This window comes from Streptomyces sp. NPDC004435 (assembly GCF_042873895.1).
Classification (GTDB): Bacteria; Actinomycetota; Actinomycetes; order Streptomycetales; family Streptomycetaceae; genus Streptomyces.
Map to the genome: position 1 here is coordinate 374,162 of NZ_JBIAMB010000007.1, position 19,447 is coordinate 393,608.

Here is a 19,447-nt window from a genome sequence, read left to right on the forward strand (position 1 = left end):
GGCGACCGGCGCGGGGGCTCGCTACTTCTTGGAGCCGGCGGCCTTGCCGAAGCGGGCCTCGAAGCGGGCGACGCGGCCACCCGTGTCGAGGATCTTCTGCTTGCCCGTGTAGAACGGGTGGCACTCGGAGCAGACCTCGGCACGGATGGTGCCCTCGGTGAGGGTGCTACGGGTGGTGAACGACGCGCCACAGGTGCAGCTGACCTGGGTCTCGACGTACTCGGGGTGGATCTCGCGCTTCAAGGGTGTCTCCTAGTTCCGGGAGGGCGCCGGGTCGTCGCCGCGGGTTGCGGCGGACGTGAACCGGGGCCGACGTACCAGTCTGCCAGGACCGGCCGCATCTCCCCAAACCAGGGTGGGGCCGCCGGTATTCCCCGGGGGTGTCCGGGGCCCGGACGGGGCCCGGACGGGCTCTAGCGGACGACGCCCTCGGCCTTGCCGGTGGCGGTGTCCTCGGTGGCCGCGGCGGGGATCGGCCGGTCGCCCTCCAGGGCCTTCCAGACCAGCTCGGCCTTCTCCTCGACGGGGACGACCCGGTAGGGGTCCCGGGGGTCGTACCGGACGGGGAGGGTCACCATGTGGACCTGGTCGGCGGAGATGCCGGTCAGGCCCTGAGCGAAGCCCATGAGCTCCTGGACGGAGTCGAGCTCGGAGTCCGGGGTGATGGCCTTGGTGGCTGCGTCGGCGAGGTCGAGGAGCTTCTTGGGGCTGGTCCCGACGCCCAGGTCCTTGATCTGCTCGATGAACGCCTTCATGAAGGCCTGCTGGAGCTGGATGCGGCCGAGGTCGCTGCCGTCGCCGACGCTCTTGCGGGTGCGGACGAGGCCGAGGGACTGCTCGCCGTCGAGAGTGTGGGTGCCGGGCTCCAGGTCGAGGTGGCTCTTGGAGTCCTTGATGGCCTGGGTGGTGGTGATCTCCACGCCGCCGAGGGTGTCGATGAGCTTCTTGAAGCCGGTGAAGTCGACCTCGATGTAGTGGTCCATGCGGATGCCGGACATGGCCTCGACGGTCTTGACGGCGCAGCCGGGGCCGCCGACCTCGTACGCGGTGTTGAACATGGCGCGGCTCTCGCCGGCGACCTTGTTGCCCTGCCCGTCGGTGCAGGCGGGGCGGTCGACGAGGGTGTCGCGCGGGATGGAGACGACACTCGCCTTCTTGTGGCCCTCGTAGACGTGCAGGACCATCGCGGTGTCGGAGCGGGCGCCGCCCTCGTCCTTGCCGTAGGCGCCGTTGTCGCCGGAGCGGGAGTCGGAGCCGAGGAGCAGGATGTCCATGGATCCGTTGTCGACGTTCTTGGGGCGGTCGGTGCCCAGCTGGGCGTTGATGTCGACGCTCTGGATGTTGCCGTCGAGCTTGAGGTACACGTAGCCGAGTCCGGCGCCGGCCAGGACGAGCACGGCGGTGGCGCCGGACACGGCTATGCCGATCCGGCGGCGTCGTTTGGCCGGCGGTTTGCGGCGGCGTCCGGTGGCGCCTCCGCGTGCGCGCCCGCTCTGGTTCTGCTCGGTCATCGTCTTCCCTCGGGCCTATGGTTCACCTGATGTGACGGCGAAGCACCCGAAAGGGTTGCATACGGACCTGTGAGGTTTCGGTGCGCGAGCTGTCGGCAACGCACCGTGCCCACCGCTCGGGGAGCGGTGGGCACGGTGTTTGAGCAGGTCACGAACAGGTTACGACTCCGAGGTCGGCGCTCGTGATGTGACGCGAGTCTCCTCGACGACGTCAGTCGTTGTTGCCGCCCGGCGTCGTCTTCTGGATCTGCAGCAGGAACTCGCCGTTCGACTTCGTCTGCTTGAGCTTGTCCAGGAGCAGCTCGATGGCCTGCTGCTGGTCGAGCGCGTGCAGCACGCGACGGAGCTTCCAGGTGATGGCGAGCTCGTCGCTGCCGAGGAGGATCTCCTCCTTGCGGGTGCCCGAGGCGTCGACGTCGACGGCCGGGAAGATCCGCTTGTCGGCGAGCTTCCGGTCGAGCTTGAGCTCCATGTTGCCGGTGCCCTTGAACTCCTCGAAGATCACCTCGTCCATCCGCGAGCCGGTGTCGACCAGCGCGGTGGCCAGGATGGTCAGCGAGCCGCCGTCCTCGATGTTGCGCGCGGCACCGAAGAAGCGCTTCGGCGGGTAGAGCGCGGTCGAGTCGACACCACCGGAGAGGATGCGGCCGGAGGCGGGCGCCGCGAGGTTGTACGCGCGGCCCAGACGGGTGATGGAGTCCAGCAGGACGACCACGTCGTGACCCAGCTCGACGAGACGCTTGGCGCGCTCGATGGCCAGCTCGGCGACGGTGGTGTGGTCCTCGGCCGGGCGGTCGAAGGTCGAGGAGATGACCTCGCCCTTCACCGACCGCTGCATGTCGGTGACCTCTTCCGGACGCTCGTCGACCAGGACGACCATCAGGTGGCACTCGGGGTTGTTGTGGGTGATCGCGTTGGCGATCGCCTGCATGATCATGGTCTTGCCGGTCTTCGGCGGGGCCACGATCAGACCGCGCTGGCCCTTGCCGATCGGCGACACGAGGTCGATGATCCGCGTGGTCAGCACGCCCGGGTCGGACTCCAGGCGGAGCCGGTCCTGCGGGTAGAGCGGCGTCAGCTTGTTGAACTCGGGGCGGCCGCGGCCGGAGTCCGGCGCCATGCCGTTGGTCGAGTCGAGGCGGACCAGCGCGTTGAACTTCTCGCGGCGCTCGCCCTCCTTCGGCTGGCGGACCGCGCCGGTGAGGTGGTCGCCCTTGCGCAGGCCGCTCTTGCGGACCTGGGCGAGGGAGACGTACACGTCGTTCGGACCGGGCAGGTAGCCGGAGGTCCGGATGAACGCGTAGTTGTCGAGGATGTCGAGGATGCCCGCGACGGGGATCAGGACGTCGTCGTCGGAGACCTGCGGCTCGCCGGCGGCGAACTCGTCGCGCCCGCGACGGCCCCGGCGGTCGCGGTAGCGCCCGCGACGGCCGCGGCGGCCGCCGTCGAAGTCGTCGTCGTCGTCCTGCGGGAGGCCGCCGCCCTGCGGACGCTGGCTCTGGCCCTGCTGCTGGCCCTGGCTCTGGCCGCCCTGGCGCTGCTGGTCCTTGCGCTGGCCGCCGCCCTGCTGCTGGTCGTCGCCCTTGCCGCGCTCGCGCTGGCGGTCGCGGCGGTCGCGGCGGTCCCGGCGGGTGCGGCCCTCGGCGGTGTCCGCGGCGGCCTCGGCCTTGTCGCCCTGCGGCTCGCCCTTGACCTCGGTACGGGCCTCGGTCTTGACGGCCTGTGGGGCCTCGGCACCGTCCGGCGAACCGGCGGGGGCCGTGGCGCGGCGGCGGCGGCGCTCGCCGGCCGGCTGCTCCTCGGCCTGCTCGGCGGCGGGCGACTTCGACGGCTGGCCCGGGATGTCGATCTGCTGCTGGGCGGGGGCCTGCTCGGCCTTCTCCGCCTTCGGCTCGGCGGCCTCGGCGGTCTCGCCCGTACGGGCCTTGGAGGTGGCGCGGCGCTTCGGCTTGGCCTCGGCGGGGGCCTCGGCCTTGGCGGGCGCGGCGGCACCGCCGCCGGCCTGCGCCTCCTTGATGACCTCGATCAGCTGGCTCTTGCGCATCCGCGCGGTGCCCCTGATGCCGAGGCCGGACGCGACCTGCTGCAGCTCGGCCAGGACCATGCCCTCGAGGCCGGTGCCGGAGCGGCGGCGCCGTGCGGTGCCGCCACTGGCAGCACCTGCGGCGGGCGCGGTGGCGTCGACGGATTCGTCGGCAGTCACGCCCATCAGATCGGTGGTGTCGCTCACGAAGGGTCCTTCCCTGGAGCGGACGTCGGCCCTGTGGCTCGGCGACCGGTTGTGCTGTCCGGCAGCGGTCCTGGTTGGCGGACCGTGTCCGGGGCGGTGGTCCCGCCGGGATGCGGCGAGAGGAGAAAACGTGCTGTGGGTCCGGCCCGAGCGCCCCCTGCTCGGCCCTCGCACGGAAAGAGCGAGGGGTGTCGTGCCGGTTCCGGAGCGTGCTCGAAACTGCTCAGGCAGGCTGCTCAGGCAGTTGGGGAGGCTCCCGGAAGAATGGGTGGTCCCTGAGGGGACACTCCGCACCGCTCCACAAAGAGGTCGGGTGCAGACTTGAGGTTAACACTACCGGCTCCAACAAACATTCCCCCTCTCACTCACCGGCAATCGCGTGTTCAGGACGCTGCCCGGCGTCCCGTACGGCGTCCGCCGCCGCGCCGTCAGGGCGCCAGCGGCAGCACGCTCGCTCCGGACGCGTCGAGGTCGAGCCGGTTGGCGGCCCACCCCTCGCCCGCGAGCAGGGCGACCTTGTCGGCCGTCCCGTTGTCGGCCAGCGCGAGGACCGTCGGGCCCGCGCCGGAGATGACCGCGGGCACGCCGTCCGCCCGCAGCCGGTTCACGAGGGCGATGCTCTCCGGCATCGCGGGGGCCCGGTACTCCTGGTGCAGCCGGTCCTCGGTGGCCGCGAGCAGCAGCTCGGGACGGCGGGTCAGGGCCTCGACGAGGAGGGCGGCGCGACCGGCGTTGGCGGCGGCGTCCACGTGCGGGACGGTGCGCGGCAGCAGGCCCCGGGCGGTCTCCGTCAGCACCGGCTTCCCGGGCACGAAAACCACCGGAACGATGGAATCCGAGGGATCCATCCTGATCGCCCGCGCGGCACCGGCCTCGGTCCACGCGAGGGTGAAACCGCCGAGCAGACAGGCGGCGACGTTGTCGGGGTGACCCTCGATCTCGGTGGCCAGCTCCAGCAGGGCGGCCTCGTCGAGCTTGGCGTCCCCGCCTATGGTCACGGCGCGGGCGGCGACGATGCCGGCGCAGATGGCGGCGGAGGAGGAGCCTAGGCCGCGGCCGTGCGGGATGCGGTTGGCGCACACGACCTCCAGGCCGCGCGGCTGCCCGCCGAGCAGGTCGAAGGCGGTGCGCAGGGAACGTACGAGCAGGTGGCTCTCGTCGCGCGGGAGCGTCTCGGCGCCCTCTCCGGCGATGTCGACGTGCAGCCCGGAGTCGGCGACCCGGACGACGACGTCGTCGTAGAGCCCCAGCGACAGGCCGAAGGCGTCGAAGCCCGGGCCGAGGTTGGCGCTGGTGGCGGGGACGCGCACCCGTACGGCGGCGGCTCGGAACGCGGGACCGGCCATCGCTCGATGACTCTCCTTGACTGCGGCAACGGGGTGTTCAAGAGAAGTGCTGGGAACCCGGGGGGCCGTTTCGGCCGTTCGGCCGCGAAGGGGCGACAACGGCAACGACACCGCGCATATGCGCCGGGGCGGGTTCGGTACAGCCTATCGAAGGAAGGTTCTGTGGCGACATAGGGCGCACGGGAGGCGCACGATGCGTGTCGCGCGCCAACCTGTGCGCCTATGTACGTTCCTGATCGGGTTTCGACCAGGGCCCTCACCCCGTCGGGGGAGTTTCCGCTCGTTCCCGAGCATCCGCTCCCCCGTACGGGGCATCGGGATCAGGCCAGTCCGAGCCGCTCCGCGGCGGCCGCGGCGTCCACCGGGACGGTGACGGGCTGCGGGGCGCCGGCGACGGCCCAGTCGGGGTCCTTCAGACCGTTGCCGGTCACCGTGCAGACGATCCGCTGGCCCGGGTCGACCTTGCCCTGCTCGGCGGCCTTCAGCAGACCGGCGACGGACGCGGCCGAGGCGGGCTCCACGAAGACGCCCTCCTGCGCGGCCAACAGGCGGTAGGCGCGCAGGATCTCACGGTCCGTCACCTCGTCGATGAAGCCGCCCGACTCGTCGCGCGCGGCGATCGCGTACTGCCAGGAGGCCGGGTTGCCGATGCGGATCGCGGTGGCGATGGTCGACGGGTCCTTGACGACCTCGCCGCGCACCAGCGGGGCCGAACCGGACGCCTGGAAGCCCCACATGCGCGGCCGGCGGGTCGCCAGACCGTCGGCGGCGTACTCGGTGTAGCCCTTCCAGTAGGCCGTGATGTTGCCGGCGTTGCCGACGGGCAGCACGTGGATGTCGGGCGCGTCGCCGAGCATGTCCACGATCTCGAACGCGGCGGTCTTCTGGCCCTCGATACGAACCGGGTTGACCGAATTGACCAGCGCCACCGGGTAGTTCTCGGAGAGCGAGCGGGCCAGCGTCAGGCAGTCGTCGAAGTTGCCGTCCACCTGGAGGATCTTCGCGCCGTGCACGAGGGCCTGGCCCATCTTGCCCAGCGCGATCTTGCCCTGGGGCACCAGCACCGCGGAGACCATCCCGGCCCGCACCGCGTACGCGGCGGCGGAGGCGGAGGTGTTGCCGGTGGAGGCGCAGATGACCGCCTTGGCGCCCTCCTCCTTCGCCCGGGTGATGGCCATGGTCATGCCCCGGTCCTTGAAGGAGCCGGTGGGGTTGGCGCCCTCGACCTTGAGGTGCACCTCGCAGCCCGTGCGCTCGGACAGGACCTGAGCGGGGACGAGCGGCGTACCACCCTCACGGAGCGTGACGACCGGCGTCGTGTCCGTGACCGGAAGGCGGTCCCGGTACTCCTCGATGATGCCGCGCCACTGGTGGGTGCCCTTGTTGGTCATGGGTCCTTACTCCCCTTCAACACGCATGATGCTGGCGACACCGCGCACGGTGTCGAGCTTGCGCAGCGCTTCGACGGTCCCGGAGAGGGCTGCGTCGGCCGCGCGGTGGGTGACGACGACGAGGGATGCCTCGCCGTCCTTGCCCTGCTGGCGCACCGTGTCGATCGATACGCCGTGCTCGGCGAAGACCGTCGCGACCTGGGCGAGGACGCCCGGCTTGTCGGCCACGTCGAGACTGATGTGGTACCGCGTCACCACGTCACCCATGGGGCTCACGGGCAGCTGGGTGTACGCGGACTCGCCGGGGCCCGTCGCCTCGTTGAGACGGTTGCGGCAGACGGCGACGACGTCGCCGAGAACGGCCGAGGCGGTCGGCGAGCCGCCGGCGCCCGGGCCGTAGAACATGAGCCGCCCGGCGGCCTCCGCCTCGACGAAGACCGCGTTGTACGCCTCGCGGACCGAGGCCAGCGGGTGGCTCAGCGGGATCATCGCCGGGTGCACGCGCGCGGTGACGGACTCGCCGTCGGCGGCGCGCTCGCAGATGGCGAGCAGCTTGATGGTGCAGCCCATCTGGCGGGCGGAGGCGAAGTCGGCGGCGGTGACCTCGGTCATGCCCTCGCGGTAGACGTCGTCGAGACGCACGCGCGTGTGGAAGGCGATCCCCGCGAGGATGGCGGCCTTGGCGGCGGCGTCGAAGCCCTCCACGTCGGCGGTCGGGTCGGCCTCGGCGTACCCGAGCGCGGTGGCCTCGTCCAGGGCCTCCTGGTAGCCGGCGCCGGTCGAGTCCATCTTGTCGAGGATGAAGTTCGTGGTGCCGTTGACGATGCCCATCACGCGGTTGATCTTGTCGCCGGCGAGGGACTCGCGGAGCGGGCGGATCAGCGGGATGGCGCCGGCGACGGCGGCCTCGAAGTAGAGGTCGCGTCCGTACCGCTCGGCGGCGGCGTAGAGGGTCGCGCCGTCCTGGGCGAGCAGCGCCTTGTTGGCGGAGACCACGGAGGCGCCGTGCTCGAAGGCGGTGGTGATGAGGGCGCGGGCCGGCTCGATCCCGCCGATGACCTCGACGACGACGTCGATGTCCCCGCGTTTGACCAGGGCGGTCGCGTCGGTGGTGATCAGCGCGGGGTCGATGCCGCCGCGGACCTTGTCGGGCCGGCGGACGGCCACGCCGGCGAGCTCGATCGGCGCGCCGATGCGCGCGGCGAGGTCGTCGGCGTGCGTCGTCATGATGCGCGCCACCTCGGAGCCGACAACTCCACAGCCCAGCAGCGCCACCTTCAGCGGACGCGTACGCATCATCCGACCCTCGTTTCTCGTACTTCTGGTTCGTATCTCTACGGTTCTGGCGGGGATGGGGACAAGTCTCACTCACCGGACGGCGGATTCAGCCCTCCGTCCGGATCCTGAGACATCGATTCCACCACCCGACTATTTCATCAGCCGACGTCGAGGCGCAGGAGATCTTCCTCCGTCTCGCGCCGGACGATGACCCTTGCTTCGCCGTCCCGGACCGCCACCACGGGCGGCCGGAGGGCGTGGTTGTAGTTGCTCGCCATGGAGCGGCAGTAGGCGCCGGTGGCGGGCACGGCGAGCAGGTCGCCGGGCGCCAGGTCGGCGGGGAGGAAGGCGTCGCGCACGACGATGTCGCCGCTCTCGCAGTGCTTGCCGACGACCCGGGTGAGCATCGGTTCGGCGTCGCTGACGCGGGAGACGAGGCTGACGCTGTACTCGGCGTCGTACAGGGCGGTGCGGATGTTGTCGGACATGCCGCCGTCCACGCTGACGTACGTGCGCAGCCCGTCGAGCGGCTTGATCGTGCCCACCCGGTAGAGCGTGAAGGCGGTCGGGCCGACGATGGCGCGGCCCGGCTCGACGGAGATGCGGGGGGTGCGCAGCCCGGCGGCCTCGCACTCCCGGCTGACGATCTCGCCGAGCGCCTTGGCGATCTCGTGCGGCTCGCGCGGGTCGTCCGCGGAGGTGTAGGCGATGCCGAGGCCGCCGCCGAGGTCGATCTCCGGGAGTTCCACGCCGTGCTCGTCGCGGACCTCGGCGAGGAGCTGGACGACGCGGCGGGCGGAGACCTCGAAGCCGGCCATGTCGAAGATCTGCGAGCCGATGTGCGAGTGGATGCCGACGAGCTCCAGGCCGTCGAGCTTCAGCGCCCGGCGCACGGCCTCGGCGGCGTGGCCGCCGGCGAGCGCGATGCCGAACTTCTGGTCCTCGTGGGCGGTGGCGATGAACTCGTGGGTGTGCGCCTCGACGCCGACGGTGACGCGGATCTGGACGCGCTGTCGCTTGCCGAGGGAGTGGGCGATGTGGGCGACCCGGACGATCTCCTGGAAGGAGTCGAGGACGATCCGCCCGACGCCGGCCTCGACGGCCCGGAGGATCTCCTCCTCGCTCTTGTTGTTGCCGTGGAAGGCGATCCGCTCGGCGGGCATGCCGGCGGAGAGGGCGGTGGCGAGCTCGCCGCCGGAGCAGACGTCGAGGTTGAGCCCCTCCTCGTGCAGCCAGCGGACGACGGCGCGGGAGAGGAACGCCTTGCCGGCGTAGAAGACGTCGGCGTCCGGACCGAAGGCTTCGGCCCAGGCGCGGCAGCGGGTCCGGAAGTCGGTCTCGTCGAGGAAGTAGGCGGGGGTGCCGAACTCCTCGGCGAGGTCGGTGACGCGCAGTCCGCCGACCGTCGCGACGCCCTGTCCGTCCCGGGCCACGGTCCGCGCCCACACCTTGGGGTCGAGGAGGTTCAGGTCGGCGGGCGGCGCGGTGTAGTGCCCCTCGGGGAGGACGTCGGCGTGGCGGGGGCCGGCGGGGTGGGCGGAACGGCTCATGTCTGGTCTGCTCTTTCAGATCCGGTCGGGTGCGCTGATGCCGAGCACGGAGAGGCCGCCGGCGAGCACCTTCCCGGCGGCTTCGGCGAGCGCGAGCCGGGAACGGTGGGCGACCGAGGGTTTCTCGTCGCCGAGCGGCAGAACGGTGTGCTGGAAGCCGAGCAGCGCGTCGGCGACGGCTTCGAGGTGCCGCGCGACCCGGTCGGGGGCGCGGTGGCGGGCGGCGGCGAGGAGGACGTCGGGGTGGTCGCGGAGCAGCGCGGCGAGCGGGTCCTCGACGTCGGTGTCGTACGCGGGGAGGACGCCGAGCTGTGCTCCGTTGACGAGGAGCCGGCGGGCGCGGGAGTGGGCGTACTGGACGCGGAAGAGCGCGTTGCGTTCGTGGCGCGCGAGGAGCGGGGGGCCGTCGAGCGGCCGGTCGTGCGGCGCGGCCCGCAGCAGCCGCCAGCGGGCGGCGTCGGTCCCGAGCCGCGCGGTCTCGTCGGCGCCGGGGTGGACGTGCGGCCGCTCGCCGCCGGCCGCGGTGTCCGCGTCGGCGCCCTGTCCGCGCAGCAGTCCGACCAGGCACGCGACGACGACGGAGGCGCGGGCCTCGGCGGGCGGCTCGAACCGCACGGTCTGTCCGGCGAGCGCGTCGCCCCGCCCGTACGAGAGCCCGGCGGCGCGGACGGCCCGGACGAGTGCGGCGCCGCTCTCGCGCCGCAGGGTGAAGTTCAGGAAGCCGGGGCCGGTGATGTCGACGGCGAGGATCCCGGCGGCGCCGTCGAGGCGGGTCTTCAGCTCGGTGGCGACGTCGAGCGCGGGCCGCCCGGCGGGCCGGGCGAGCGAGAGGGCGATGCTGCTGGCGTACTCCCCCACCCCGCCGGGCCTGGCCTTCTCGACCTTGACGCGCGGCGGGACGTCGACCCGGAGCGCACCGTCGTCGACCGCACGGCGCACGGCGTGCTGCACGGTGAGGGAGAGGTCCGCGGGGGTCACGGTCCCAGCCTAGGGGAGGAGGGGGGTCGGAACGCGAACCGGTTTCGCCATCCGGGCACCCACCCGGGTGCCCGGGGAGAACCCCGAGGCCGGCGGGGGTCGCCGCCCCGCGCGAACCCCGACGTCGACAGGGGTCGCCGCCCTACGCGAACCTTGGCGTCGGCAGGGGCACCGCCCCGCCCGCTCACCGCCCGGGGCGCAGGCTCCCGGCGGCCGGTCTGTCCGTGGTCCCGTCCCCTGCGGACGGCTCCTCTCCCGCGTCGGGCGTCCCGGCCTGGCGCCGCTGCCGGGGCTCCCGGTGCAGCAACTGCCGGACGACCCGTACGAGCTCGGCCGGCTCGAAGGGCTTGGCGAGGAAGGCGTCCGCCGACGGGGCGGCCTCGCCCTCCCCGCAGGCGCTGATGATGGCCACGGGCAGGTGGCGGGTCCGCGGGTCCTCCCGCAGCCGCTGGGCGGTCTGGATGCCGTCGAGCCTCGGCATGACGACGTCGAGGGTGACGACGTCGGGCCGGACGCGGTGGACCACGTCCAGACACTCGGCACCGTCGGCCGCGGTCACGACCTCGAACCCCTCTAGTTCGAGATTGACCCTGATCAACTGCCGGATGACCTTGTTGTCGTCGACAACGAGCACCCGCCCGGACACGCCTGACACGTGAACGAGAGTAGGACGCGCCGAGGGGCTGCGTCCGGGTTTTGCCCACTTCCGACCCGCGCGAGCGAACACCCCCTGGTGACGCCCCGGAAATACCTGTTCACAGGCACCCCGAGAGAGCTGGTAGGGTTCTACCCGTCGCCACAGAGCGCGACGAAGCCCCCGTAGCTCAGGGGATAGAGCAACGGCCTCCGGAGCCGTGTGCGCAGGTTCGAATCCTGCCGGGGGCACCGCAGTTCAGGTGCCTAGAAGGCCCTCTGACCAGGCAGCTAGCCAGGTCGGAGGGCCTGCTGTTTTGCGCAGCCGTATGCCACCTCACGCACCTCTAGGAAACCCTCTGTGGGACATGCGTGGGATCGGACATCAGGTGCCATGTCAGACAAACCAAGACATACCAAACGCCCCGAGGGTGAACCCTCGGGGCGTTTGATGTGATGATCGTCACACGTATTCGGCGTAGAAGCTCTCGACCTTCTGGTTGGCAATCGCGGCTCGGCCATGTATGCACTTCGCGTACCGGGCCAGAAGCACCTCCACGGAGTTGCCAGCCCTCCGGGCGGCCTCCGTGGGATCCATGCCCGCATTGAGCCAAGCCGAGAGGGCGGCGTGACGTAGGTCATACGGGATGCCTGCCAGCGGGCTCGCGACCAACTCCGGTGGAAGACCAAACTCGCGCGCCTCGGACCAGACACGTCCATATGTGGACGACCCGACTACCCCTCCGCGCTCGTTGAAGAACAGCCGCCCGTCGTCGGCGACCCCGAAGGTCTCAATCCCATCCAGAAGCATCCAGACCAGCACCGGAGGTAGGGGCACCACTCGGACGTCCTCCGGTGCCCGGTTCTTCAGCCCCCGATCATCATGAACCTCGCCAGTTTTCGTCCACTTCTTCCCGACTGTGGGCCGCGTCCGGTGGAGAGTGGCCGAACCCCACCCCTCCTTGGGGAGGTAGCAATCCGGGAGCGCGAGGCCCACAGCCTCGGCCGGCCGGATGCCCGCGTAGTACATCGCCCCGAACATACCGACCAACCGACGACCGCGAGCCCGCCCGAAAGACCCTACGTAGGAGGTCGCATCAATAAGGTTCGCGGCCTGTCGAGGATTCGCGACAACGCGCGGATCAACTTCTACGACTTTCTTGCTGACCGTCTCCTTCACCTGGCCGACCGGATTTTCTGCGAACTCGCCGATCTCCGTCGCATAGTTGAGCGCCGCCACGAATCCCTTGCGCTTTCGCTTCGCGAATTCCGTGGACGCCTGGGTGCCGTCGAGCTTGAGCTTCAGGGCGTCGAGGACGGTATGCACGAGCTTCCTGTCGTCCAGGGCGCTCAGGGGCGGAGAGTTCTCCGCAACCCAGTTGAGGACCGCCCGGGAGTCCGCTGGAATCTCGCGATCATTCGGCCCCGGGAGAACGAAGGCCCAGTCACGCAGGGCGCGCTGTAGCGCCATGTCAGCGGGCCGGCCAGAGGTTTTGGGGAGGATCGCCTTGGTGACCGCCGTCAACGACTCGTTGATTTCGTCGCGGTAGTTCGGTGAGGCCATCGGCCACCGTCGCCCCATGTAGCTCAGAGCGAACTCGTACCAGGTCGGCCCCTGCGGCTGCTCCTCCATGGAGCCAGGCAGGCCGCTCTCCGTGTCGAACTGCTCGCCGGCTTCCTGAGCCATGAGCAACCGGGCACGCAGCTTGTCAGCCAGTCCCTGGGTAGCCCGTGACCTCGAGAAGGGACGGCCGGCCACGCCCCACCGCACCTCGAAGGTGTCCTTGCCCTGACGCCGCTTCGTCCTGACCTTCCATATTCGGACGTCAGTCGTTTTCAAGCTGCCAAATCCTCTCTTTCCTGTAGCCATTCGAGAAAGTCGCTCCGCCATAGCCGTAGCTCACCATTAGGCAGTTTGAAGGACGCTGGCGCGACACCCAACTCCCTCCATCGGTAAAAAGTTCTACGCGATACGCCGCCGAGCTCTGATAGCGCCTCGGGAACCGTCATGAGCACATCGCCCGCTCGCGACTTATTGCTCTGCCGCCTCCTCACGAAACCACCTGCCCGAAGCAGGGGTAAGCCGCTGCCAGGGGAGAGCAGCCTCCGCAAGTCTGTGCCAGGACAACGAGCACCGCAGATTTACGCGAGGACGGATTTTCTTCGAGCCAGAGCACGTCGCAGTTCCTAAGGGTTCAACCGAGCGAACCGGGGGGCAGGGGTTCCCTTGACTTCACATCCGTAGTCGGCCCTCGGTGGCCGACGGGAACAGGCGTTGCGATCTGGTCCACCGCCAAGCAGCCAGAGCACGTCCCCGATGATCCGGACGATCCCCGGTTTCGGAAACCGGGGATCGTCCGCTACATTGCGCCCTGCACTCAACGCCCCATCAGGCCGGAAGGCTGTACCGGCGAACACCCCCATGGAGTTCACGGCGGGACAAGAAGCCTTCTTTTGTCAGCCGATCAAGGCCGACCTGGGCTGTCGGCGTTGAGCGGCCAACAGCCCTCGCCACCTGCCCAGCCGTCGCTTCCGGGTGATTCGCCACCCATGCAAGGATCTTCTGGCCGAGCTGAAGAGCCTGCTGCTTCTGGGCGTTAACGAAAAGCCCAGCGGCACAGAGGCATAGGCATAGGGCAGTCGAGACGCTGACAAGATCATCCTGCAGCGACGCCGTAACGGCGTTCATTGCCCCCACGGCAAAGAGGACTGGGCAGACGTATCGAAGCGATCCGAGTGGTGACAGGGAGGTCTCCTAAAATAACCAGGCAGCCTGTTGACGGCGGATAAATCGGCGGGTGTGTAGGTTGACATGCCGCCACACTTTGTTCCAGTCCTGCCCTCAGGATTCCTGTCTGCCATGAGCGAATGGCCAACCAGATTGAATCGGATTGCCGCAAGACGACCTCGGCCTACATGACCCCACCCGGGCGCCTCTAAGCCGACAGGCAACGGCGCCTCGCTGCGCACATGTGTCCGATTTCAGCTCTACTGCCGCCTGCTGGACCCCGGTTAACTCAGACCTTCGCCCGGAGCCGGGCGGGAGCGACTGAGGGGAGAGTGCAGATGAGCAGCGGAGCATCTACTCCGGCAGCGGGGACCAGTCCCGCGCTTCTGATCGCCGTGGAGGAACTGGCTGTGGCGCACGAGCGCAGTGAGTCCGAGCGGTCTGACGTCACCAGCTCGCAGAACAGCGCGGGCGATGACGGCGAGAACCGCGACCTGAACCTCCCGAAGGCGTAGGGAGGAGCCCGTGGAGCACCGGCTCGTCACCCATATCGAGAAGGCTCTCGGCTGGGACGGGCCGGGCGCCGTGGGGGCCGCGTTCGCGCGCGGCCGGCTCACGGACCCGGACCTGCCCGCCCGGCTGCTGACTCCGCACCGGCTGTTGGACCTGATCAAGCGCCGACACCTGGCCAACCCGCAGCTGCGCTGCTATGCCGAGGGCGAGGAGGTCCACCCGTCCAACTATCTGGCCATGAACGTCAACCGGCGGCGGCAGTCCGTGAGCCAGGCCGACATGGCAGCCCTCGGGCGCATCCTCAGCAGTGGCGGCACGGTGGTCTTGGACCACGTGGACTTCTTCGATCCGACGTTGGAAGTCGCCTGCCGCGCCCTGGGGTGGTGGTCGGGCGAGCTGACCTCGGCCAACGCCTATCTGGCGGTTGGGGACACCGACGGGTTCCACCTTCACTGGGATGACCATGAGGTGATCGCCGTGCAGCTGTCCGGCGAGAAGTCCTGGGAGGTCCGCGGACCGTCCCGGCCGGCGCCGATGTACCGAGACGCCGAGCGCAACCGCACCCCTTCCGAGGAGGTGCTGTGGAAGGGCACCATGCGAGCCGGGGACATCATGCACATCCCCCGCGGTTTCTGGCACACCGCCACCCGTCTCGGCTCCGGCAGCGGTGGCCACTCGCTGCACGTCACCTTCGGGTTCACCAAGCGCACCGGAGTCACCTGGGTCAACTACCTCTCCGACAGGGCCCGCTCCGACGAGGAGTTCCGCCGCGATCTGGAAGGCACCGGGGACAGCGGGCCTCAGGAGCTGGCGGACAGGCTCAGCGCCCTGGCCGCTGCCCACAGCCCCGAGAAGTACCTGGACGAGCTGCGCGCCAGCACCCCGCCCGCCCGCCACATGCCCCACGTGGCCGCGTTCGGCCGGCCAGACGGCGTCGCCGCGGTCACCGAGTTCGCCCCTTCGATCGTGCGCTCCGGCGGCGTGGTCCAGGTCGTCGGCGGCGGCAAGCGGCTCACCTTCCACGAGCGCGCGGAGCCGAGCCTGCGCACGCTCCTGTCTGGCCACCCGGTCCAGCTCGCCGGCGCCGATGAGACCACCCTCACCCTGGCCGACCTGCTGATCACGGAGGGGCTGTGCGAACCGCTGACGGAGACGTCATCCTCGGGCTACACCGGTCTGGTCACCCCCGTGACGTACTCGAAGCAGCCGCAGACCTCGGCATAACACGCCTCGACACCGCCTCCAACTACCTGCGCCACCGCTCCCACGAGACCTTGAACGCCGTGGCTGGTGACCTCCTGTCGAAGTTCACGGTCTCCACCAAGGTCGCGTACTTCCCCGACGGACACTCCCTCGCCCCGGCCCGGCTGCGCGCCGCGGTTGAGCGGGCCGCGAAGGACCTCGGGCGGGAACCGGACACGGTGCTCCTCCACAACCCCGAGCACTCCCGCCCCGCCGCCGGACTCCTGTCCCAGGCGTGCGCGGCCCTGGCAGACGCTGCCCAGACGGGACTGTGCGGCGGGTGGGGAGTTTCGAGCTGGGACCCGCGCCCGCTTGTCGGCTTCGACGTGCCCCAACCGGATGTGCTCATGGTGAGGGCCGGGCTGCTCGTCGGCCTCGATGTCCTCGAAGCCGCCGAGGCCCTCGCCGCGCGGTGGCGGCCGTCGCAGGTCTGGGGCATGAGCCCCTTCAACGGCAGCACGACCGAGGCAGTCTGGGAGCGCTTCGACCCTCGGATCTTCCTCCGGGACGGACCGTCGGTCACCAAGGTCCAGGCAGCGTTCCGCTCCGCCTACCACCTGCCCCAGGTCAACGCCGTAGCGGTCGGCACCGACGATGCCGGCCACCTTCGGGAGCTGGTCGATGCCCTCGCCCACGAAGTCGACCACCACGTGGTCACCGAGTACCGCCAGCTCCTTCAGGGGCGCCGTCAGAGCGACTGAAGGTCCTCCACCACGCGCTGCGCCGTCTCCCGGGCGGCCCCCAGCCGGGGGTCGTCCGGGTCGGCGTGGGGGCCGAGGATCTTCGCGGCAACGTACAGGGTCATTAGCCGGCCGTCCCGGCTCTCCAGGTCGGCGCGTCGCTCGCGGAGGACGCGGTCGGCAAGTGCCGGCACGGCGAGGGATGCGCCCCACAGGCTAGCCGCGTCGAGGCCACGGGGGGCCATGCCCCAGTCCTCCCAGTCGAACATGCAGAACGCGGGTGCGGTGATGTTCGCCCAGTTGAAGTCGGCGTGGGCTGGACGCCACTCCCCCAGTGTGGTGTCGACGTCCGGGAAGACCGCGCGGATCGTGGCGGTGACGAGCTCCTGCGTGATGGTCTCGGTGTCTGGCGACGCGATCCGGTTGGTGGGCTGCGCGGCAAGCGCGTCCAGCGAAATGTTCATGTCGGCCCACCACCTGTCCGGCAAGCGCGGGTCCCTTGTGATCACGGCGCTGCCCGCCGGTACACCGGGCAACAGCTCCGTCTCGTCCGCCCTCCACATCACGGGCTCCAGTTCGTCCCGCCACGCCACCCCGGCGAACCAGCGAGGCTTCGCGATCCCGGAGAGGGCCTCTGCGGAAGCTGTCCCGTCGGCGCCCTGGACACCGACCCGGTCCAGGCCCCGCCGTTCAACCCGCACCCATGTCTCACGGCCCGTACGAGCGCCGACCGACCGGCGCTTGCGCACCACGCTCTCGCGGTTCAGTTTCGTGCCCACCGACCGTTCGACCCGTTCCAGCACGGCTTCCACCGGCTCCTTGCGCAGATCCACCGAACGCAGCGTCATGCGCTCGAAGTTACCAAGCCAGCGATCGGGATGTGCCTGAAGTCGACCGCTCTGGGAGAGCTCCTGAATACGGTGGTGGAGGTCCTCTCCATGTGGACCGTCCACCATGCCGGGTGCCGGGTGCCGAGTGCCGGCGAACAACGGTAACGGCTCCAGGTCCCACGTTCGCAGCGTCGCCCAGCCCGCTTTAGGGAGCCCGAACCTGGCCGATGAGGCGAAGGAGAGTACGAGCCGAGCCGAGGTCAGACACGACTTGGTCTGCCCCTGCTGCTCGCAGCTGCTCTTCGGTGGTGGTGCCCGAGGCGACTCCGATGACCCTGGCACCGCCTTCCAGACCGGTGCGTACGTCTTCCAGCGAGTCGCCCACGATCACCGTGTTGTCGCGATCGAACCGGCCTCCGTGCTTCGCGGCTGCCCGGTCTTGGGCGATGCGTACGAGAGCCGGCCGGTGGGGATCGTCGGACGCGTAGCCGCCGATGTCGGTGTCGAGGTAGCCGATGAGGCCCAGCGCGGACAGTTTGGTCTCGGCGCTGCCTCGCAGGTTTCCCGTGACGACGGTCGGGATCAGGTGCTCCGCCTGCTGAACCGCGGCCAGCGCGTCCACGGCTCCGGGCATGATGACCCCCTCGGTGGCCAGCAGCTCCCGGTGGCCGGCCAGGCGGTCGGGGAGCTCGGCGACGATGCGGTTCGCCAGCGCCTCCACGCTCTTCTCAGGAACATGGTTGACGCGCAGGAGCTCGCGGACTGCCAGGGGCATGGTGACTCCGGTGCCGCGGGCCGGCAGGGCGGTCGGGGGTCGACCGACGACGCTGGTAAAGGTCTCCCGGTACACACGCCGGTCGATGTCACCGGTGTAGACGAGGGTGCGGTCGATGTCCCACAAGACCAAGATCATGCGGCACGCTCGTTCATGACGGCCTGACCATGTTCCAGAAGCTCTCGGACGGGAGCCACCGAGGAGTAGCGGCGGGCTTCGGCGAGCATCGCATCCAGGTTGTCGTCCAAACGTGCGGAACGGACTCCGGTGACGAGAGCGAGGACTTCGTGTCCGGTCGCGGATCCGGCGTCGACGTCGCCGGCGCGCATCTGGGCGGTGGCGGCGCGGGACAGGAACTGCGCGCGGGTGCGGATCTCATCCGGGCTGAATGCGTCGCGGGCGTCAGCGAATGCCTGGGCGGCCTGGTCGGGGCGGCCCAGATCGAGCAAGCAGCTGGCTGTCTGGCCCATGATCTCGCCGGGGTTGATCCAGTAAAGCCAGTGGGGGTCGTCCTCGCCGCGTCCCTGGGCGCACAGGGCCTGGGCCTCCTCCAGGGCGATGCGGGCCTGGCGTTCCTCGCGCAGACGGGCATGCCCGCGGGCCTGGCGGGTGAGGAGCATGGCGTGCAGGGCGGGCGCGTCCTGGTCGGCGATGACCTGGCGGGCGGTGCGCGCGGCGGTGATCGCGTCGCGGGGGTCGCCGACGGAATAGCCGTGGATGGCGATGAAGGACAGAGCCCCGGCACGCAGCCTGCTGTCGCCGCTGGCATGGGCAGCGCGCAGGGCTCCGAGGAGAAGGTTGCGGGCGACGTCGTGGGCGCCGCTGTCGAAGTGGTACCAGCCGGTCTGGATCGCGGTGTCCGCGGCCACCGCCGCGAGGCGCCGGCCAGTCGCCTCGGTGAAGTCCCCTTCCTTCAGAAGCCGGAGGAGGACCTTGAGGTGTGCCGTGGCGGCTCGGGCGAGGTTGCCGCTGCCGTGGTTGGCATCGGCCTGACGCAGAGCGTCGGTGGTCGACTGCAGGCTCGTGAGGAGCTGGTCGGAGACGCTGATTCCGTTCCGAGCGGTGGAGGCCACGGCCTCAGGAGGGGCGATGGCTGCTTGCAGGATGTACTGCGTGAGGCCGGCCCCACCCAGGGCGATCACACTGCGGCGGTTCAATCCGGTCATGGCTCCTCCGACGGCTGCGTCCAGTGACGTCACCATACGAGCCGTCGTCCACGGCAGGGCCGGGTCGATGGCAGCGCTGAGCCGCTGCGATTCAGCCTGCGCGAAGGGGGTCAGGAGGAGCGGGCGCAGGTCGGCAGGAAGCCCAAGTCCGGTCAGAAGGTCGATGATCGCCTCTCGGCCGTTGACCTGTTTGAGACCGCGCTCCACATCCGAGATGTAGCCCTGGGTCAACCCGGTCAGCTCGCGTACTGCTTTCTGGGAGAGCCCGGATCGGCGACGGACAAGGCGTACGACAGTCCCGAAATCCCAGGCAGCAAGGGCCTTGTGTACTTGCTCGTCGCGCCAGGCCCGGTCCGGGATCGTCGGTGCCTCATCAGTCCGGGCGCAGGCAGCGCACCGCGTATCCGGGTTGTACCGGCTAATCGGCAGCCCGCACCGCACACACATCCGCCCAGGCGCCTCTGACATGGCCACCTCAGCTCCCCTGGTCGTGATCCAGCTCGCCCCAGCCGTGAGAACAGGCTAGGCGGAGATCGATATCGCCGCAGCGATATCGCTGCGGCGGTGCCCTGCCAGCCGGTGCGAATCCAAACTCA

The 19,447-nt window shown here is 70.1% G+C and carries 18 protein-coding genes and 1 tRNA gene; 4 read left to right on the forward strand and 15 right to left on the reverse strand.

From position 1 onward, the window contains the following. Positions 1–21 precede the first annotated feature (21 nt). From rpmE to ACFYT9_RS15690, 9 genes are all read right to left on the reverse strand, one after another. Positions 22–243, reverse strand: a complete 222-nt coding sequence (gene rpmE / locus ACFYT9_RS15650) for a 50S ribosomal protein L31 (protein WP_030492616.1) — start codon at positions 241–243, stop codon at positions 22–24. Positions 244–413: 170 nt separating this feature from the next. After that, complete coding sequence (locus ACFYT9_RS15655) at positions 414–1,511, reverse strand: LCP family protein (RefSeq protein WP_387274288.1); 1,098 nt, start codon at positions 1,509–1,511, stop codon at positions 414–416. Between the two features lie 211 nt (positions 1,512–1,722). Continuing rightward, positions 1,723–3,741, reverse strand: a complete 2,019-nt coding sequence (gene rho / locus ACFYT9_RS15660; RefSeq protein ID WP_389163795.1) for a transcription termination factor Rho — start codon at positions 3,739–3,741, stop codon at positions 1,723–1,725. A gap of 428 nt (positions 3,742–4,169) precedes the next feature. Continuing rightward, a complete protein-coding gene (thrB, locus tag ACFYT9_RS15665; RefSeq protein WP_376596041.1) occupies positions 4,170–5,087 on the reverse strand; it encodes a homoserine kinase in 918 nt (305 codons plus the stop codon). 320 nt (positions 5,088–5,407) lie between these two features. Further along, positions 5,408–6,478, reverse strand: coding sequence for a threonine synthase (gene thrC, locus ACFYT9_RS15670; protein WP_376596040.1), 1,071 nt, complete (start codon positions 6,476–6,478; stop codon positions 5,408–5,410). Positions 6,479–6,484: 6 nt separating this feature from the next. Continuing rightward, a complete protein-coding gene (locus tag ACFYT9_RS15675; RefSeq protein WP_376596046.1) occupies positions 6,485–7,774 on the reverse strand; it encodes a homoserine dehydrogenase in 1,290 nt (429 codons plus the stop codon). 140 nt (positions 7,775–7,914) lie between these two features. Beyond that, positions 7,915–9,306, reverse strand: a complete 1,392-nt coding sequence (gene lysA / locus ACFYT9_RS15680) for a diaminopimelate decarboxylase (RefSeq protein WP_389163799.1) — start codon at positions 9,304–9,306, stop codon at positions 7,915–7,917. A 15-nt stretch (positions 9,307–9,321) separates the two neighbouring features. Next, entirely contained in the window at positions 9,322–10,284 is a 963-nt protein-coding gene (gene nrtL, locus ACFYT9_RS15685; protein ID WP_389163802.1) for an ArgS-related anticodon-binding protein NrtL, read from the reverse strand. 184 nt (positions 10,285–10,468) lie between these two features. Next, entirely contained in the window at positions 10,469–10,939 is a 471-nt protein-coding gene (locus ACFYT9_RS15690; RefSeq protein ID WP_387274279.1) for a response regulator, read from the reverse strand. A gap of 158 nt (positions 10,940–11,097) precedes the next feature. Between ACFYT9_RS15690 and ACFYT9_RS15695 the strand changes: the two genes are divergently transcribed. Then, positions 11,098–11,169 (forward strand) — tRNA-Arg (locus tag ACFYT9_RS15695). A 211-nt stretch (positions 11,170–11,380) separates the two neighbouring features. Here the strand turns inward: ACFYT9_RS15695 and ACFYT9_RS15700 are convergent. From ACFYT9_RS15700 to ACFYT9_RS15710, 3 genes are all read right to left on the reverse strand, one after another. Next, positions 11,381–12,757: a tyrosine-type recombinase/integrase gene (locus ACFYT9_RS15700; RefSeq protein ID WP_389163805.1), complete on the reverse strand. Its 1,377-nt coding sequence runs from the start codon at positions 12,755–12,757 to the stop codon at positions 11,381–11,383. Then, a complete protein-coding gene (locus ACFYT9_RS15705) occupies positions 12,754–12,927 on the reverse strand; it encodes a helix-turn-helix transcriptional regulator (protein ID WP_389163808.1) in 174 nt (57 codons plus the stop codon). Before ACFYT9_RS15705 ends, ACFYT9_RS15700 begins: the two co-directional genes overlap by 4 nt. A 379-nt stretch (positions 12,928–13,306) precedes the next feature. Next, complete coding sequence (locus ACFYT9_RS15710) at positions 13,307–13,606, reverse strand: MarR family transcriptional regulator (protein WP_389163811.1); 300 nt, start codon at positions 13,604–13,606, stop codon at positions 13,307–13,309. A 377-nt stretch (positions 13,607–13,983) separates the two neighbouring features. Here ACFYT9_RS15710 and ACFYT9_RS15715 point away from each other — a divergent pair, with 377 nt between their 5' ends. From ACFYT9_RS15715 to ACFYT9_RS15725, 3 genes are read left to right on the forward strand one after another with little or no spacing between them, the layout of a single operon-like run. Next, positions 13,984–14,160: a hypothetical protein gene (locus tag ACFYT9_RS15715; RefSeq protein ID WP_389163813.1), complete on the forward strand. Its 177-nt coding sequence runs from the start codon at positions 13,984–13,986 to the stop codon at positions 14,158–14,160. Between the two features lie 10 nt (positions 14,161–14,170). Continuing rightward, positions 14,171–15,382, forward strand: coding sequence for a JmjC domain-containing protein (locus ACFYT9_RS15720; RefSeq protein ID WP_389163816.1), 1,212 nt, complete (start codon positions 14,171–14,173; stop codon positions 15,380–15,382). Next, positions 15,292–16,101, forward strand: coding sequence for an aldo/keto reductase (locus ACFYT9_RS15725; protein ID WP_389163819.1), 810 nt, complete (start codon positions 15,292–15,294; stop codon positions 16,099–16,101). Before ACFYT9_RS15720 ends, ACFYT9_RS15725 begins: the two co-directional genes overlap by 91 nt. On the opposite strand, the gene ACFYT9_RS15730 is transcribed toward ACFYT9_RS15725, so the two are convergent. The 3 genes from ACFYT9_RS15730 to ACFYT9_RS15740 form a co-directional block, all read right to left on the reverse strand. Continuing rightward, entirely contained in the window at positions 16,089–16,928 is an 840-nt protein-coding gene (locus ACFYT9_RS15730) for a hypothetical protein (RefSeq protein ID WP_389163821.1), read from the reverse strand. The genes ACFYT9_RS15725 and ACFYT9_RS15730 overlap by 13 nt on opposite strands. Before the next feature lie 187 nt (positions 16,929–17,115). Further along, the gene (locus ACFYT9_RS15735; RefSeq protein ID WP_389163824.1) at positions 17,116–17,823 is read right to left on the reverse strand and encodes an HAD family hydrolase; all 708 of its coding nucleotides are present in this window, start codon (positions 17,821–17,823) and stop codon (positions 17,116–17,118) included. Continuing rightward, a complete protein-coding gene (locus ACFYT9_RS15740) occupies positions 17,820–19,319 on the reverse strand; it encodes a helix-turn-helix domain-containing protein (RefSeq protein WP_389163879.1) in 1,500 nt (499 codons plus the stop codon). The genes ACFYT9_RS15735 and ACFYT9_RS15740 overlap by 4 nt, the downstream gene beginning before the upstream one ends. Between the last annotated feature and the right edge of the window lie 128 nt (positions 19,320–19,447).

Coding starts and splice junctions, on each gene's coding strand:
- ACFYT9_RS15740 (WP_389163879.1), bottom strand. CDS start 19,319: ATGTCAGAGGCGCCTGGGCGGATGTGTGTGCGGTGCGGGCTGCCGATT.
- ACFYT9_RS15730 (WP_389163821.1), bottom strand. CDS start 16,928: ATGACGCTGCGTTCGGTGGATCTGCGCAAGGAGCCGGTGGAAGCCGTG.
- ACFYT9_RS15735 (WP_389163824.1), bottom strand. CDS start 17,823: ATGATCTTGGTCTTGTGGGACATCGACCGCACCCTCGTCTACACCGGT.
- thrC (WP_376596040.1), bottom strand. CDS start 6,478: ATGACCAACAAGGGCACCCACCAGTGGCGCGGCATCATCGAGGAGTAC.
- lysA (WP_389163799.1), bottom strand. CDS start 9,306: ATGAGCCGTTCCGCCCACCCCGCCGGCCCCCGCCACGCCGACGTCCTC.
- ACFYT9_RS15655 (WP_387274288.1), bottom strand. CDS start 1,511: ATGACCGAGCAGAACCAGAGCGGGCGCGCACGCGGAGGCGCCACCGGA.
- ACFYT9_RS15705 (WP_389163808.1), bottom strand. CDS start 12,927: ATGACGGTTCCCGAGGCGCTATCAGAGCTCGGCGGCGTATCGCGTAGA.
- ACFYT9_RS15675 (WP_376596046.1), bottom strand. CDS start 7,774: ATGCGTACGCGTCCGCTGAAGGTGGCGCTGCTGGGCTGTGGAGTTGTC.
- ACFYT9_RS15715 (WP_389163813.1), top strand. CDS start 13,984: ATGAGCAGCGGAGCATCTACTCCGGCAGCGGGGACCAGTCCCGCGCTT.
- ACFYT9_RS15710 (WP_389163811.1), bottom strand. CDS start 13,606: ATGAACGCCGTTACGGCGTCGCTGCAGGATGATCTTGTCAGCGTCTCG.
- thrB (WP_376596041.1), bottom strand. CDS start 5,087: ATGGCCGGTCCCGCGTTCCGAGCCGCCGCCGTACGGGTGCGCGTCCCC.